This window comes from Streptomyces rubellomurinus, assembly GCF_000961885.1.
Taxonomy (GTDB): Bacteria; Actinomycetota; Actinomycetes; order Streptomycetales; family Streptomycetaceae; genus Kitasatospora; species Kitasatospora rubellomurina.
The window spans coordinates 46135-62257 of sequence record NZ_JZKH01000031.1; the positions used below are offsets into that span (position 1 = coordinate 46135).

The window sequence follows — 16123 nt, forward strand, 5'->3', positions numbered from 1 at the left end:
CTTCGATCGACAGTTAGGACCACCGTGCGCCGCACCGCCGGTTTGCTTCTCACCCTGCCGCTGCTGCTCGCGGTCGCCTGCAGCAGCTCGCCCAAGGCGGCCTCCCCGGCGACGCCGTCCGCGGCGAGCGCGCCCCCGACCGTGCCCGCTCCGGTCAACGAGGCGTCGCCGATGCCGACCCTGTCGGGCGGCGGGTTCGGGAGCAAGGCGACCATCACGATCCCCGAAGGCGCCCAGCCCGGCGGGCAGTTCGTGGTGAACACGGTGAGCGAGGGCGATCGCGCGGCGGTCGCCAAGGGCGACTGGGTGACGGTCAACTACACGGCGAAGGACTGGACCACCGGCAAGGACCTGCCCAGTTCGTACGACCCGAGCGGCAAGCCGCAGCTCTACCAGGCGGGCAGTGGGCAGCTGGTGCCGGCGCTCGACCAGAGCGTGATCGGCAAGAAGGTCGGCAGCCGGCTGCTGGTGGTGGCCCCGCCGGCCGCCGCCTTCGGCGACTCGGGCTCCGAGCAACTCGGGGTGGCCAAGGGCGACACCGTGGTGTTCGTGCTGGACATCGTGGAGAGCCTGCCGCAGGACTCCACGCTGACCGGGAACATGACCGAGCCGGCCGCGACCCTGCCGCAGGTCAAGGACAACGGCAAGGCGGCGACGACGATCACCGTCCCGACCGGGCAGGCCGCGCCGACCGACCTCCAGCAGGCGGTGCTGATCAAGGGCGAGGGCAAGCAGGTCAAGAGCGGGCAGACCCTGGTGGTGCAGTACACCGGGGTGCTGTGGAGCAACGGCCAGCAGTTCGACGCCTCCTGGACGCACGGCGGCGCGCAGGCCGTGCAGATCGGCACCGGCAGCGTGATCGAGGGCTGGGACAAGGGCCTGGTGGGGCAGGCCGTGGGCAGCCGGGTGCTGCTGGTGGTGCCGCCCGCGCAGGGGTACAAGGACCAGGCGCAGGGGGCGGTGCCGGCGAACTCCACGCTGGTCTTCGTGATCGACATTCTGGAAGCGGTCTAGGAACTCGGCCCGGGGATTCCGTACTCTTGGGCGGACGCTCGTACAACAACGACGCGTCCGTCCTCATCCTGAGCTGTCATACTGCCCCTCGCACTGTGGCAGGCGCCGCCCGGCGCGAAGGTCCGGGGCGGGCGGTGCGACGGCAGCCCGGCGCTCACCACGCCGGGTCCGGATCTGGAAGACCTCGTGGCGAGATGGATGGGGAGTCATGACTGAGAAGACGCCGAGCCCGGGCGGGGCCGGCACCGCCGACAGCTCTGCGGGTGACCCGGCCGCCTCGCGTCCCGGCGGCGCGGTCGCGGGCGATCGCGAGTCGATCGTCGTTCCGCCGTCGATCCTGGCGCAGCAGGCCGGCTGGGCGCAGCCCGGCGAGCGGCCGGCCGCGGCCGGTGGCGGGACCAGGACCGACGACGACACCCCGCAGATCTTCGCCTCCACGGTGCGCCGGGCCGAGCTCTCCGAGGCCGGCTACGACGAGAACCCGCCCGGTGTGGGCCGGCTCGGCGTGATCCTCGGCACGGTGCTGGCCGTGCTGCTGGCCGGCAGCGCGGTGACGCTCTACCTGGTGAACAAGGACGGCGGGTCCAAGGACAGCAGCCCCTCGGCCGCCAAGCCGGACGCGGTGAAGACCGCGCCGCCGACCCCCACCGCCGACCCGGTGCCGCCGATCAAGGACGACGCCAAGGTGCTGCCGACGATCACCGGCGACTTCGGCAAGAAGGCCGAGATCCAGGTGCCCGGCGACAAGTCGGACGGCTCCTTCGTGGTCAAGGTCCTCTCCGAGGGCAGCGGTGCCAAGGTGGAGAAGGGCAACTGGACCTCGGTGGACTACACCGCCAAGGACTGGACCACCGGCAAGGACATCCCGAGCTCGTACGACAACAGCGGCAAGCCGCAGATCTTCCAGGCCGGCTCGGACGCGCTGATCCCGGCGCTGGACCAGGCCGTGGTCGGGAAGAAGGCCGGCTCCCGGGTGCTGGTGGTGGCCCCGCCGGCCGCCGCGTTCGGCGCCCAGGGCAAGGCCGACATGTCGATCGGTGCCAAGGACGACCTGGTCTTCGTGATCGACATCCGCAACACCAACGCGCCCGACGCGGTGGTCAGCGGCACCGTCACCCCGCCGCCGGCGGACTTCCCGCAGGTCAAGGACAACGGCAAGAAGCCGGCCGAGATCACCCCGGTGGCCGGCGCCAAGGACCCGACCGAGCTGAGGAGCCACGTCCTGATCAAGGGCACCGGCCCGGCGGTGGAGAAGGGCGAGAAGGTCGTCGTCCAGTACACCGGCGCGCTGTTCAAGGACGGCAAGGTCTTCGACTCCTCGCTGAGCAAGGGCCAGGCGTTCTCCTTCCCGGTCGGCGGCGGCCAGGTCATCCAGGGCTGGGACCAGGGGCTGGCCGGCCAGACCGTGGGCAGCCGGGTCGAGCTGGTCATCCCGGCCGCGCTGGCCTACGGGGACAAGGGCCAGGGCGACATCCCGCCCGGCTCGACGCTGGTCTTCGTGGTGGACATCCTGGACGCCGGTCAGGGCTGATCCACTTTCGGGTGACAATGGTGTGCGTGTGACCTTCGGGTCCGGCCGCGTGGCCGGGCCCGGACGGGCGGCGGGCGCCCGTATCGTGGTCCGCCCCGACGAGGTCGGGGCGGACCGGGTGCGGGCGCCCGCCGCTTGGTCGTGTCTGGAATTGCGAACGTGAGAAGAGGGACCCAGTGACCGTGAACCTCAACGAGAAGCCCGAGATCGACTTCCCGATCGGTGACGCTCCGACCAAGCTGCAGATCCGCGACATCGTCGTGGGCGACGGCGAGGAGGCCAAGGAGGGCCAGGTCGTCAGCGTCCGCTACGTCGGCGTGACCTTCGAGACCGGCGAGGAGTTCGACGCGAGCTGGAACCGGAGCCCCAACGAGTTCCGCTTCCCGCTCGGCGCCGGCCGGGTCATCCAGGGCTGGGACAAGGGCGTCGTCGGCATGAAGGTCGGCGGCCGCCGCGAGCTGACCATCCCGTCGACGATGGCGTACGGCGCCCAGTCGCCGTCGCCGCTCATCCCGCCGCACTCGACCCTGATCTTCGTGGTCGACCTGCTGGCCGTCTGAGCCTGCTCCAGCCGTGGGCCGGACCCCTCCGGGGGCCCGGCCCACGGGCGTGTCCGGGGCCTCCGGGGACGCTGTTGCGGACGCGGCTTTTGCAGTGCGTACCGCTACCGGTACGGTCGGTCCCGCCGGGTGTGGATCGCCCGGTTGGCGCACCCCGCGCGCGGCGCGGCACACCGGAAGGGTCAGCGATGGCGATCGCCAAGGCAGAGCGGCTGATGAATCTCGCCCTGTGCCTGATGAACACCAGACGTCCGCTCTCCAAGAAGGAGCTGCGGGAATCCATCGAGGCGTACCGCGAGGCCTGGCAGCACAGCAGCGAGGACGCCTTCAACCGGATGTTCGAGCGGGACAAGGACGACCTGCGCGAGCTCGGCCTGGTGATCGACGTCGACGAGAACGCGCTGGACGGCGAGCTGGGCTACCTGGCCCGCGCGGACCGCAACCGGCTGCCCGAGATCGCGCTGGACGCCGAGGAGGCCGCCGCGCTGACCCTGGCCGCCCGGGTCTGGCAGCAGGCCAAGATGTCCGGCGCGGCCAGCGGCGCGCTGCAGAAGCTGCGCGCGGCCGGGGTGCCGTTCGCCGAGGCCGGCGGCCGTACCGCGCTGGAGCCGCGGATCCCCGCCCGGGAGGCCGCGTTCGAGCCGCTGCTCACCGCCGCCCGGGACCGCCGCCCGGTCACCTTCGAGTACCGCAAGGCCGGCGCGGCCGCCGTCGAGCAGCGCACCGTCGAGCCGTGGGCGCTGGAGTGCTGGCGCGGGCACTGGTACCTGGCCGGGTACGACCGCGACCGCGGCGACGCCCGGGTGTTCCGGCTCAGCCGGATCACCGGCAAGGTGCGGGCGAAGGGCGGCGCCTTCGCGCAGGCGGTGCCCGAGCACGTCGACGTCCGCGCCACCGTGGCCAAGTTCGCCGGGGAGGGGGCCACCGCGACGGCGACCGTGCGGGTCCGCCGGGGCGCGGGCTTCCCGCTGCGCACCAAGGCGCTGGCCAGCGAGCGGGTCGACGAGACCTGGGACGAGCTGGAGATCCCGTACGGCAACGGGCTGGGCGCCGACCTGGCGGAGTTCGGGCCGGACGTGCTGGTGCTCGGGCCGGAGGAGCTGCGGGCGGATGTGGTCGACCGACTGCGGGCGGTCGCGGGGATTGCTGAGGGAGAAGGCGCGTGAGCAACGCGATCGACCAGACGCGGCGGATGCTGTCGCTGGTGACCTACCTGCGGGAGCGGCCCGGGGCCGAGGTGGCCGAGGTGGCCCGCGCGTTCGGGATCTCCGAGCGCGAGCTGATCGGGGACCTCAACGTGCTGCCGATGTGCGGCACCAGCTTCCGCGGCGGCGACCTGCTCGACATCGACACCGACGGCGAGCGGATCTGGTGGCACAACGTGGACGACGTCGCCCAGCCGCTGCGGCTGGCCGCCGACGAGGCCACCGCGCTGCTGGTGGCCGCCCGCGCGGTGGCCGGGCTGCCCGGGCTGCGGGCCGGCGACCGCGAGGCGCTCACCCGGGCCGTCGCCAAGATCGAGAACGCGGCCGGGGAGAGCGCCGAGAGCAGCGCCCGGGTCGGCGTGACCTTCGAGGCGGAGAGCCACGTCTTCGCCGACATCGACCGCGCGCTCAGCGAGGGCCGGCGGCTCTGGCTGCGCTACTACTCGCACGGGCGCGGCGGGATGACCGAGCGGGAGGTCGACCCCATCCGGCTGCTCACCGAGGGGCACACCTACCTGGAGGCCTGGTGCCGCACCTCGGAGGACCACCGGATGTTCCGGCTCGACCGGGTCGCCGAGATCCGCGTGCTGGACGTCCCGGCCGACCCGCCCCGGCGTGAGCCGCGCGACCTGAGCGGCGGGCTGGTCAACCCGGCCGCGGACGACCCGGAGGTCGTCGTCGAGGTCTCCTCCGGCGGGCGCTGGGTGGCCGAGTACTACACCCACGACAAGGCCGAGGAACTGCCGGACGGCGGGCTGCGGATCACCCTGCGCAGCGCCGACCCCTCCCAGCTGCGCCCGCTGGCGCTGCGGCTGGGCCGGGACGGGCGGATCGTGTCGCCGCCCGAGCTGGCCGAGCAGGCGCGCTCGGCGGCGGCGGAGGCGCTGGCCGCGTACGGGGAGGGGCGGGTCTGAGCGGTGGAAGCCGGGACCAGATTCAAGGTGTACTGCTCCGAGTGCCGGGAGAAGGTGGAGCTCCCGGCCGAGGAGTTCCGGCTGACCCTGGGCCGCACCCCGGCCCAGGCGCACTACAGCTTCGGCTGCCCGCGCTGCGGGGCGGCGGTGCGCAAGCCGGCCGGGGAGAAGATCGTCGAGGCGCTGACCGAGGCGGGGGTGCGCACCATGCGGCTCGTCCCGGCGGAGGGGTAGCGCCTGCTCGGCGGGGGTGCGGGCGGCCCGTATAGGGTGGGGCGCATGTCCTGGATGCTGGTCGCCGCCGTCCTGCTCGCCACCGCGGGCCTGCTGGTCCTCGGGCTCCTCGCGATCCGGCTGTGGCTGGACGTGCGGGTGCTGGCCAAGGGCGTGGACGAGGCCTCGCGGGCGCTGACCGAGGCGGCGGGCGAGCTGGCCGACTCGGCCGCGGTGGCCGCCGCCCGATAGCACGGCCGGGGCATCCGCCGTACGGGGGCTGCTGCGCGGGTGTGAGGGCGGGTTACGCTCTCAGCTGGTCCCCGTGACGCCTGTCGGGGGCCGCCGTCCCGTTCGGGCGGCCGTCGTCGGGGCGTCATCCGCAGCGGTTACCATCCGCGCGGACGGCCCGCCGGGCCGCCATGACTGAAGGTGGTCGTGCATGCGCGTCTCGATGACCGCGATCGTGGTGGTCGTGGTGTTCGCCGTCGTGCTGTTCGGAGCCAAGCGGCTGCCCGAGCTGGCACGCTCGCTCGGACAGTCGCTGCGGATCCTGAAGAGCGAGGCCAAGGCGATGCGCACGGACGGCGAGGAGACGGCCGCGCCGCCGCCGGCGGGCGTCGAGGGCGGCGCCGGCGCGGGTGGTACGGCGTCGGGTGGCGGTCGGGTGATCCAGTCCGCGCCGGGCGCCACGGGCACCGCCCGTCCGGTGGCCGGGCCCGAGGGCGACCGCCCGCACTGAGCGCGGCGCCCGCACGTGACGTCCGCCGCGCGCGCGATGTCCGCGACCACGGAGGCCCGTCGACCGGCGGGCCTCTACGCACGATCTGAGGACCGGGGTTGAGCAAGCTCTCCAAGGCGTCGAAGGCGCCCAAGAATCCTGAGGGGCGGATGGCCCTCGCCGACCACCTGCGGGAACTGCGCAACCGGGTGATCAAGTCGGTCCTGGCGATCGTGGTGATCGCCATCGTCGCCCTGATCTTCCACAAGCAGATCGAGACGTTCCTGCTCAAGCCGCTGCCGCAGTGCAACACCCCGGAGGAGCAGGCGCACTACCACGGCAAGTGCGCGCAGGTCTCGAACATCGGTCTGACCTCAGGATTCACGTGGATGCTCCAGGTGGCGCTGACGACCGGTGTGGTGGGTGCGGTGCCGGTCTGGCTCTGGCAGGTGTGGGCGTTCGTGGCGCCCGGTCTGCACCGGCACGAGAAGAAGTACACCGTCATCTTCATGGCCTGCGGGGCGCCGCTGTTCCTGGCGGGCGTGGGCGTGGCCTTCCTGGTGCTGCCGACGACCGTCGAGGTCCTGGTCAGCTTCACCCCGGACAAGACCACGCCGATCCTGCCGCCGAACGACTACTTCGACGTCGCGACGCGGATGGTGCTGGTCTTCGGCCTGGCCTTCGAGTTCCCGCTGCTGCTCGTGATGATGAACATGGTCGGCATGGTCACCGGCAAGCGGCTGCTGGGCTGGTGGCGCGGGATGATCATGGCGATCACCGTGTTCGCGGCCTTCGCGATGCCGAGCGCCGACCCGGTGAGCATGCTGGCGCTGGCCGCGCCGATCTGGGGGCTGTACTTCATCGCGGTGGGCATCGCGCTGCTCAACGACCGGCGCAAGCGGCGCCGGAACCCGGACGCGGACCTGGACGACGAGGAGGCCTCGCACCTGGACCTCAGCGTGCAGGCGGTCGAGGGCGCGGAGGTGGTCCGGGCCTCCGGCGCGCCGGTGGCGAGCCCGGCGCCGGTGCCGGGCGCGCGCCGGGAGCAGATGGACGACATCACCTGAGCCGCCGGTAGGCGTTCCTGATCGTGGGCCCCGGTCCGCCGCTCGACGCGGCGGGCCGGGGTTCTTCGTGCTGGGGGTACTTCGCGCTGCGGGGTGCTTCGCGCGGCGGGGGCGGTCCGGGTGCGGGGCGCTCTTGGCACCGTCGATGGCATGTGACATATTACTGGCGTGCTGAAGAGCCAGAGACCCCCCTTGGACGCCGTCGTGGTCGGCGCCGGCGTCGTCGGCGCGGCCTGCGCCTACTACGCCGCCCGCGCCGGGCTCGCCGTCGCCGTCGTCGACCGCGGACCGGTGTCCGGCGGGACCACCGGCGCCGGCGAGGGCAACCTGCTGGTCTCCGACAAGGAGCCCGGGCCCGAACTCGACCTCGCCCTGCTGAGCACCCGGCTCTGGCGCGACCTCGCCGAGCAGCTCGGCCCCGAGGCCGAGTACGAGCCCAAGGGCGGCCTCGTCGTCGCCGCCACCGAGGCCGGGCAGGACGCGCTGCGCACCTTCGCCGCCGAGCAGGGCCACGCCGGGGTGACGGCCGAGGAGGTCCCCGGCGAGCGGCTGCGCGAGCTGGAACCGCACCTGGCCCCCGGGCTCGCCGGCGGCTTCCACTACCCGCAGGACGCCCAGGTCCAGCCCGCCCTCGCGGCCGCCCACCTGCTGCGCGAGGCCCGCCGGCTCGGCGCCGTGCTGATCACCGGCGAGGCCGTCACCTCCGTCGAGCGGGGGCCGGACGGCGCCGTGCGCGGCGTGCGCACGGCGCACCGCGAACTGCTCGCCCCCGCCGTCGTCAACGCGGCCGGGACGTGGGGCGGCGAGCTGGCCGCGCTGGCCGGCGTGCACCTGCCGGTGCTGCCCAGGCGCGGCTTCGTGCTGGTCACCGAGCCGCTGCCGCGGATCGTCCGGCACAAGGTCTACGCCGCCGACTACGTGGCCGACGTCGCCAGCGGCTCGGCCGCGCTGCAGACCTCCGCCGTGGTGGAGGGCACCCCCGGCGGGCCGGTGCTGATCGGCGCCAGCCGGGAGCGCGTCGGCTTCGACCGCACGATGTCCCAGGAGGTGCTGCGGCGGCTGGCCGGCCAGGCCGCGGCGCTGTTCCCGGTGCTGGAGGACGTCACCGTGATGCGGTTCTACCGGGGCTTCCGCCCGTACCTGCCGGACCACCTGCCGGCCATCGGCGAGGACCCCCGGGTGCCCGGGCTGTACCACGCCTGCGGGCACGAGGGGGCCGGCATCGGGCTGGCCCCGGCCACCGGGCTGCTGATCAGCGAGCAGCTGGCCGGGAAGCGGCCCGAGCTGGACCTCGCGCCGTTCCGGCCGGACCGGTTCCGCGAGGCCGCCTGAGGGGCCCCTGGCCCGGGGTGGTCCGGGTGCGCCCCCGGGTCCGTCCCGGGCCGTGCCGGAGGCGTTCCGCGGGCGTCGCGGAGGCGTCGTGGGGCCGCTTCGGAGGTGTCCCGGATCCGTGCTGGATCCGTGCTGAATCCGTGCTGGACCAGCGCTTGGTCCGTCAGTGTCGTCAGTGCTGTCAGTGCTGTCAGTGCTGTCAGTGCTGTCAGAGCCGTCAGATCATCAGATTGGAGAAGCCGCCGATGCGTCGCCGCACCCCCGCCGGGCTGGTCGGGGCCGAGCCCGGGCCCGCCCACCACATCGTGTTCGACGGCCGGGCCGTGCCCGCGCTGTCCGGGCAGTCGATCGCCGCCGCGCTCTGGGCGGACGGCGTGCTCGCCTGGCGCACCACCCGCTTCGGCGGGCGGCCGCGCGGGGTGTTCTGCGGCATCGGCGCCTGCTTCGACTGCCTGGCCACCGTCGACGGCCGGGCCAACCAGCGCACCTGCCTGGTGCCCGCCGAGCCGGGCACCGTCGTCACCACCCAGGAGGGCCACGGCCGTGCCGACCTCGCCGTATGAGTTCCTCGACCTGGTGGTGATCGGTGCCGGTCCGGGCGGGCTGGCCGGCGCCGTCACCGCCGCCGACCTCGGGAAGCGCTGTGTCCTGCTGGACGGCGGGCACAGCACGGGCGGGCAGTACTACCGGCACCCCGCGCCCGGCCTCGGCGCCGCCCGGCCCGACCGGCTGCACCACGGCTGGTCCGTCTACACCGGGCTGGCCGAGCGGCTGGCCGAGCACGAGCGGGCCGGACGGGTCGAGTTCCGGGGCGGCCACCACGTCTGGGCGCTGGAGCGCACCGACGAGGGCTTCACCGTGCACGCCACCCGCGGGCCGGACGCCGGGGACCGGGTCGCCGTCCGGGCGCGGGCGGTGCTGCTCGCCACCGGCGCGTACGAGCGGCAGCTGCCGTTCCCCGGCTGGACCCTGCCCGGGGTGGTCACCGCGGGCGGCGCGCAGGCCATGCTGAAGTCCGGGCTGGTGCTGCCCGGGCAGCGGATCGTGGTGGCCGGCAGCGGGCCGCTGCTGCTCGCGGCGGCGTCCTCGCTGGTCACCGCCGGGGCCCGGGTGCCGGCCGTGGTCGAGGCCACCGGCTACCTCGCGTACGCCCGGCGCCCGCACGTGGTGGCGGCCGTCCCCGCCAAGCTCGTGGAGGGCGCCGGGCACGGCACCGCGCTGCTGCGCCACCGGGTCCGGCCGCGGCTGCGCAGCGCCGTCGTCGAGGCGCACGGGACCGACCGGGTCACCGGCGTCACGGTGGCCCGGCTGGACGCCGACTGGCGGCCGAAGCCCGGCACCGAGCGGCGGATCGACTGCGACGCGATCGCGGTCGGCCACGGGCTGCTGCCGCAGATCGACCTGGCCACCGAACTCGGCGCGGACACCCTGGCCGGGCCGGACGGCGCCGTCGCGCTGGCCGTCGACGCGGGCATGCGCACCAGCGTGCCCGGCCTCTGGTCGGCGGGGGAGACCAACGGCGTCGGCGGCGCGGACCTCGCGATCGCCGAGGGCGAGCTGGCCGCGCACGACCTCGCCGGGGCCGAGCCGAAGCGGTCGCTGCGGCGCCGGCGGGCCCGGCTGCGGGCCTTCGCGGACCTGATGGCGGCCGCCCACCGGCCCGGACCGGGCTGGACGGGCTGGCTGCGCCCCGACACCGACGTGTGCCGGTGCGAGGAGGTGCCGGTCGCGAAGGTGCGGGAGGCGGTGGAGGAGCTGGGCGCGGGCGACCCGCGCACGGTGAAGCTGCTCACCCGGGCCGGGATGGGCTGGTGCCAGGGGCGGATGTGCGGGCCGGCGGTGGCCTGCCTGTCCGCCGGATCCGGCTCCGCCGCGTCGGAGTCCGGGGCCGGGGTCGGTGCCGCCGGTCCGGACCGGCGGCCGTTCGGATGCCCGGTGCCGCTCTCGCAGCTGGCAGCCGGGGAGCCCGACGCGTAAATCCTCCGGGTCGGGGGCTCTTGTCTCCGACCCTTCCCCACGAATAAAATGTCACACCTCACCAAGGAGAACACCGTGTCCCACACCCCACACGACACCACCCGCCCCTGGCGCGGCATCATGGTCGCCACCGCGATCCCGCTGCGCCCGGACCTCTCCGTCGACTACGACGCCTACGCCGAGCACGTCCGCTGGCTGATCGACTCGGGCTGCGACGGCGTCGTCCCCAACGGCTCGCTCGGCGAGTACCAGACCCTCACCGCCGAGGAGCGCGCCCGCGTCGTCGAGGTGGCGGTCGAGGCGGCCGGTGACGGCTCCCGGGTCATGCCCGGCGTCGCCGCATACGGCAGCGCCGAGTCCCGCCGCTGGGCCGAGCAGGCCGCCGAGGCCGGCGCCGGCTCCGTCCTGCTGCTGCCGCCCAACGCCTACCGGGCCGACCGGGACGCCGTGCGGGCCCACTACGCCGAGGTCGCGAAGGCCGGGCTGCCGATCGTCGCGTACAACAACCCGATCGACACCAAGGTCGACCTGGTGCCCTCCCTGCTCGCCGAACTGCACCGCGAGGGCTCGATCGTCGCGGTCAAGGAGTTCAGCGGGGACGTCCGGCGGGCGTACGAGCTCGCCGAGCTGGCGCCGGGGCTGGACCTGCTGATCGGCGCCGACGACGTGCTGCTGGAGCTCGCGCTGGCCGGTGCCGTCGGCTGGATCGCCGGGTACCCGAACGCGCTGCCGGAGGCCTCCGTCGAGCTGTACCGCGCCGCCGTCGCGCACGACCTGGAGACGGCGCTGCCGCTCTACAAGTCGCTGCACTCGCTGCTGCGTTGGGACTCCAAGACCGAGTTCGTCCAGGCCATCAAGCTCTCCATGGACATCGCCGGGCGCCCCGGCGGTCCGGTCCGCCCGCCGCGCCTGCCGCTGACGCCGGAGATCGAGGCCGCCGTCCGCGCCGCGACCGAGAAGGCGCTCGCCGAGGGCCTGGCCTGATCCCAGGACCGCTCCGACCGGCTGCGGGGGCAGCCGGGTCGGACCTCACCGACCGGCTGCGGCGGCGGCCGGACCGGACCCGAACGGCCGGCCGCGGGGGCGGCCCGGCCCGACCCAACCGACCCATCACCCCACGGGAGTTGTGCGTCATGCGCAGCCGTCATGTGTTCCACGCCGTCGACTCGCACACCGAGGGCATGCCGACCCGGGTCATCACCGGAGGGTTCGGTGTCATCCCCGGTGCCACCATGGCCGAGCGCCGGGTGCACTTCCAGCAGCACCTGGACCACTTCCGCACGCTGCTGATGTACGAGCCGCGCGGCCACGCCGCGATGAGCGGCGCCATCCTGCAGCCGCCCACCCGGCCCGACGCCGACTTCGGCGTGCTCTACATCGAGGTCTCCGGCCTGCTGCCGATGTGCGGGCACGGCACCATCGGGGTGGCCACGGTGCTGGTCGAGACCGGGATGGTGCCGGTGGTCGAGCCGGTGACGACCGTGCGTCTGGACACCCCCGCCGGGCTGGTGATCGCCGAGGTGCAGGTCGAGGACGGCGCGGCCAAGGCCGTGACCATCCGCAACGTGGCCTCCTACTCCGTCGCCCTGGACCGCAAGGTCGAGGTGCCGGGCTACGGCACGATCGGCTACGACCTCGCGTACGGCGGCAACTTCTACGCCATCCTGCCGCTCGCCGAGTTCGGGCTGCCGTTCGAGCGCGAGCGCAAGCAGGAGATCCTGGACGCCGGACTCGCGCTGATGGCCGCGATCAACGCCGGCCCGGACCGGCCCGTCCACCCGGAGAACCCGTCCATCCACAGCTGCCACCACGTCCAGCTGCTCGCCCCCGGCTCCACCGCCGAGCACTCCCGGCACGCGATGGCCATCCACCCCGGCTGGTTCGACCGCTCGCCGTGCGGCACCGGCACCTCGGCGCGGATGGCGCAGCTGCACGCCCGCGGCGAACTCCCGCTCGGGCGGGACTTCCGCAACGACTCCTTCATCGGGACGACCTTCACCGGGCGGCTCGTCGAGGAGACCGAGGTGGCCGGGCGGCCCGCCGTCGTGCCCACCGTCACCGGGCGGGCCTGGGTCACCGGGACGGCCCAGTACTTCCTCGACCCGAGCGACCCGTTCCCGGCGGGGTTCCTGCTCTGAGCCGCGCCGCATCCTCGAACGGCGCTGAACGACCTTTGAAGGGCTGGCAGTTGTGATCATCTCCTCGTACAACCCCGCCGATCCGAGCGACCTCGTGATCGCCGTCGAAGGGCTCGGCGCCGAGGCCGTGCGGGAGTCCGTCGCACGCGCCCGGACCGCGCAGCGCGACTGGCTCGCGGCCGGCGCGGGCGCCCGCTCGGCGGCGCTCGGCCGGATCGCCGACGCCGTCGACGCGCACGCCGACGAACTGGCCGCGCTGATCGTCCGCGAGGTCGGCAAGCCGCTCGCCGAGGCGCGCGGCGAGGTCGCCCGCACGGCGGCGATCTGGCGCTACTACGCGCAGGCGCCGTACGCGCCCGGCGGGGAGGTGCACGAGACCGCCGGCGGGCCCGGGCTGCTGCTCACCCGGCGCCGCCCGTACGGGGTGGCCGGGCTGATCACGCCGTGGAACTTCCCGCTGGCGATCCCGACCTGGAAGGCGGCGCCGGCGCTCGCGGTGGGCAACACGGTCGTTCTCAAGCCGGCGCCCGAGGCGACCGCGTGCGCGCTGCGGCTCGCGGAGCTGGCTGTTCAGACCGGGCTGCCGGCCGAGGCGTTCGCCGTGCTGCCGGGCGGGGCGGAGGAGGGCGAGGCCCTGGTGGCGAGCGCCGACGTGGTCTCCTTCACCGGCTCGACCGGCGTCGGCCGGGCCGTGGTGCGCGCCGCCACCGGGCGCGGCGTGCCGGTGCAGGCCGAACTCGGCGGGCTGAACGCCGCGTTGGTGCTGCCGGACGCGGACGTGGAGCTGGCGGCCGCGCACATCGCCGCCGCCATCGCCGGGTACGCCGGGCAGAAGTGCACCGCCACCAGCCGGGTGATCGCGGTCGGCGCCGCGTACGAGCCGCTGCGGGAGGCGCTGGTCAAGGCCCTGGCGGCGGTCGACGACGCGGTGTGCGGGCCGGTGATCAACGCCGCCGCGCGGGACCGGCTGACCGGCGCCGTCGCCACCGCCGTGGCGGCCGGGGCGCGCGTGCTCGCCGGCGGCGGGGTGCCCGAGCGGCCCGGCTGGTACGTCGAACCGACCCTGCTCGCCGACGTGCCGGCCGAACACCCGCTGGCCAGCGAGGAGTTCTTCGGCCCGATCGCCGTCCTGCACGCGGCCGCCGACCTCGACCAGGCCATCGCGCTCGCCAACGACACCCCGCACAGCCTCGCCACCTCCGTGCACACCCGCGGCCTGGACGCGGCCCTGGCCGCCGCCGACCGGCTGGACGCGGGCATGATCCGGGTCAACGCCCCCTCCAGCGGCGTCGACTTCCACCTGCCCTTCGGCGGCGCCAAGGGCGCGAGCCACGGTGAGCGCGAACAGGGCCGCGCGGCCCTGGAGTTCTACACCGCGAGCCGGACGATCAGCGTGCTGCCCGGCGGGGGTGCCTGATGTTCGTGCGCACCGTCGACTACCACACGGCCGGTGAGCCGTTCCGGATCGTGCTGGAAGGCCTGCCGCCGATCCCCGGCGACACCGTCGCCGAACGGCGGGCCATCGCGCTCGGCTCCGGCGGCACCGCGACCGCGCCCCGGCCCGGCGAACTGGACACCGTAAGGCGGCTGTTGGTTCAGGAACCGCGCGGGCACGCCGGGATGTACGGCGGGTTCCTGGTGCCGCCGGACGACGACGGGGCGCACCTGGGCGTGCTGTTCTGGCACAAGGACGGCTACTCGACGGCCTGCGGCCACGGCACCATCGCGCTCGGTGCCTGGGCCGTCGACTCCGGGCTGGTCGCGGCGCCGGCGGACGGTGTGGCGCCGGTGCGGATCGACGTGCCGTCCGGGCGGGTCACCGCGCTGGTGCACCGGGCCGGCGGCCGTACCGTGGGCGTCACCTTCCGGAACGTGCCCACCCGGGTCGCCGAGCTCAAGCTGCCGGTGGAGACCTCCCGGGGTGTGGTGGAGGTCGCCGTGGCGCACTCCGGGGCGTGCTACGCCTCGGTGCCTGCGGCCGCCCTCGGGCTCGCCGTCGAACCGGCGCAGCTGCCCGAACTCACCGCCGCGGGGCGGGAGATCAGGGCGGCGCTGGCCGGCTCGGCGGCGGTGGCGAACGCGGCGGACCCGCGGCTGTCCGGGGTCTACGGGGTGATCCTCCACGACGACCTGCCCGCGGCGGACGGCGGGGTGAACCAGCGGAACGTCACCGTCTTCGCGGACGGGCAGATCGACCGCTCGCCCTGCGGCTCCGGCACCTCCGCCCGGCTCGCCGTGCTCGCCGCCGAAGGGCGGCTCGCGCCGGGGGAGCGGCTGCGCCACGAGTCGATCATCGGGACGGTGTTCGACGGGCGGGTGCTCGCCGGGGGCGACCCGCTGGGCGCGGGCGTCGTCACCGAGGTCACCGGCACGGCGTACCGGACGGGCGAGCACGGGTTCGTCCTGGAGGCGGGGGACGAGCTGGCGGCGGGGTTCCTGCTGTGACGGCGACCGAGCTGCCCGGTACGGCGGTTGCGCCGCTCCAGTACGCCGTACCGGGCACCGGCGGGGTCGGGCCCGCCGAGGCGGTGGGGGCGATCGAGCGGGCGCTGCGGGACGGGTTCGACCCGGAGGCGGCGCCCGCCCGGTCGGCCGTACCGGTGCCGGCCGGGGAACTGCTGATGATGCCGGCCGCCGCCGGGCCGTACGCCGGCGTCAAGATCGCCGGGGTCGCGCCCGCCAACCCCGCGCGCGGCCTGCCCCGGATCACCGGCAGCTACCTGCTGCTCGACGGCCCCACCCTGCAGCCGCTCGCCCTGCTCGACGGCGCGGCGCTCACCGCGCTGCGCACCCCGGCCGTCACGGCGGCCGCGCTGCGGCGGCTGGCGGTGCCGGAGGCGGAGCACCTGGTGCTGTTCGGCTCCGGGCCGCAGGCGTACGGGCACCTGGACGCGCTGCTCGCCGTCCGGCCGCTGCGGCGGCTCACCGTGGTCGGGCGCGACGCGGGGCGGGCCGAGGAGCTGGCCGCGTACGGGCGGCGGCTCGGGCTGACGGCGTCGGCGGGTACGCCGGAGGCCGTCGGCTCGGCGGACGTGGTGGTGTGCTGCACCACCGCGCGCACGCCGCTGTTCGACGGTGCGGCGGTGCCCGGGCACGCGGCGGTGGCGGCGGTCGGCTCGCACGAGCCGGGGGCCCGGGAGGTGGACGAGCAGCTGGTCCGGCGGGCCGAACTGTACGTGGAGGCCCGGGCGGTGGCGGCCCGGGAGGCCGGGGACCTGCTGATGGCGGGCGTCGGCGGGCGGCAGCTGTGGAACCTCGCCGAGCTGGTGCGGGGCGACGCGGCGGTGCCGGAGGGGCGGCCGCGGTTCTTCAAGAGCGTCGGGATGGCCTGGGAGGACCTGGCGGTGGCGGCGGAGGTGTACCGGCGGGGGGCGGGTGCCGGGTCGCTGACGGGCGTGGTCTCCGGCTAGCTCGTCGGCTCGGTCCCGGGCTCGGTCCCGGGCTCGGTCCC

The 16123-nt window shown here is 74.8% G+C and carries 17 protein-coding genes; all 17 read left to right on the top strand.

All coding sequences use genetic code 11. The annotated features are described in order from the left end of the window. Window positions 1–24: 24 nt before the first annotated feature. The 17 genes from VM95_RS17005 (at window position 25) to VM95_RS17085 (ending at window position 16082) form a co-directional block, all read left to right on the top strand. On the top strand, window positions 25–1014 hold the full coding sequence (locus VM95_RS17005; protein WP_052706590.1) for an FKBP-type peptidyl-prolyl cis-trans isomerase: 990 nt from the start codon (window positions 25–27) through the stop codon (window positions 1012–1014). Between the two features lie 208 nt (window positions 1015–1222). Continuing rightward, entirely contained in the window at window positions 1223–2545 is a 1323-nt protein-coding gene (locus VM95_RS17010) for an FKBP-type peptidyl-prolyl cis-trans isomerase (protein WP_052707414.1), read from the top strand. Window positions 2546–2727: 182 nt separating this feature from the next. Further along, complete coding sequence (locus VM95_RS17015; protein WP_045697631.1) at window positions 2728–3105, top strand: FKBP-type peptidyl-prolyl cis-trans isomerase; 378 nt, start codon at window positions 2728–2730, stop codon at window positions 3103–3105. A gap of 188 nt (window positions 3106–3293) precedes the next feature. Next, window positions 3294–4271, top strand: a complete 978-nt coding sequence (locus tag VM95_RS17020; RefSeq protein ID WP_045697543.1) for a helix-turn-helix transcriptional regulator — start codon at window positions 3294–3296, stop codon at window positions 4269–4271. Between the two features lie 26 nt (window positions 4272–4297). Next, window positions 4298–5224, top strand: coding sequence for a helix-turn-helix transcriptional regulator (locus VM95_RS17025; RefSeq protein ID WP_208615472.1), 927 nt, complete (start codon window positions 4298–4300; stop codon window positions 5222–5224). A 27-nt stretch (window positions 5225–5251) separates the two neighbouring features. Further along, entirely contained in the window at window positions 5252–5458 is a 207-nt protein-coding gene (locus VM95_RS17030; RefSeq protein WP_244178816.1) for a hypothetical protein, read from the top strand. 45 nt (window positions 5459–5503) lie between these two features. Next, complete coding sequence (locus VM95_RS17035) at window positions 5504–5689, top strand: hypothetical protein (RefSeq protein ID WP_045697550.1); 186 nt, start codon at window positions 5504–5506, stop codon at window positions 5687–5689. 190 nt (window positions 5690–5879) lie between these two features. Then, window positions 5880–6179 carry a Sec-independent protein translocase subunit TatA gene (gene tatA, locus VM95_RS17040; protein ID WP_045697553.1) on the top strand — a complete coding sequence of 100 codons (300 nt, stop codon included), beginning with the start codon at window positions 5880–5882 and terminating at the stop codon, window positions 6177–6179. A 98-nt stretch (window positions 6180–6277) separates the two neighbouring features. Then, window positions 6278–7225 (top strand): twin-arginine translocase subunit TatC, encoded by a 948-nt coding sequence (gene tatC, locus VM95_RS17045; protein ID WP_244178817.1) that lies wholly within the window; start codon window positions 6278–6280, stop codon window positions 7223–7225. A gap of 168 nt (window positions 7226–7393) precedes the next feature. Continuing rightward, window positions 7394–8557: an NAD(P)/FAD-dependent oxidoreductase gene (locus VM95_RS17050; protein WP_244178818.1), complete on the top strand. Its 1164-nt coding sequence runs from the start codon at window positions 7394–7396 to the stop codon at window positions 8555–8557. Window positions 8558–8802: 245 nt separating this feature from the next. Beyond that, entirely contained in the window at window positions 8803–9120 is a 318-nt protein-coding gene (locus VM95_RS17055) for a (2Fe-2S)-binding protein (RefSeq protein WP_045697558.1), read from the top strand. After that, complete coding sequence (locus VM95_RS17060; protein ID WP_045697560.1) at window positions 9101–10534, top strand: NAD(P)/FAD-dependent oxidoreductase; 1434 nt, start codon at window positions 9101–9103, stop codon at window positions 10532–10534. The genes VM95_RS17055 and VM95_RS17060 overlap by 20 nt, the downstream gene beginning before the upstream one ends. Window positions 10535–10582: 48 nt before the next feature. After that, window positions 10583–11518 (top strand): dihydrodipicolinate synthase family protein, encoded by a 936-nt coding sequence (locus VM95_RS17065; protein ID WP_107072989.1) that lies wholly within the window; start codon window positions 10583–10585, stop codon window positions 11516–11518. 149 nt (window positions 11519–11667) lie between these two features. Further along, window positions 11668–12672: a proline racemase family protein gene (locus VM95_RS17070; RefSeq protein ID WP_045697562.1), complete on the top strand. Its 1005-nt coding sequence runs from the start codon at window positions 11668–11670 to the stop codon at window positions 12670–12672. A 52-nt stretch (window positions 12673–12724) separates the two neighbouring features. Then, on the top strand, window positions 12725–14089 hold the full coding sequence (locus VM95_RS17075; protein ID WP_078860032.1) for an aldehyde dehydrogenase family protein: 1365 nt from the start codon (window positions 12725–12727) through the stop codon (window positions 14087–14089). Further along, window positions 14089–15117 (top strand): proline racemase family protein, encoded by a 1029-nt coding sequence (locus VM95_RS17080; RefSeq protein WP_045697566.1) that lies wholly within the window; start codon window positions 14089–14091, stop codon window positions 15115–15117. Before VM95_RS17075 ends, VM95_RS17080 begins: the two co-directional genes overlap by 1 nt. Then, entirely contained in the window at window positions 15114–16082 is a 969-nt protein-coding gene (locus VM95_RS17085) for an ornithine cyclodeaminase family protein (RefSeq protein ID WP_341846012.1), read from the top strand. The genes VM95_RS17080 and VM95_RS17085 overlap by 4 nt, the downstream gene beginning before the upstream one ends. The last annotated feature ends 41 nt before the right edge of the window (window positions 16083–16123 follow it).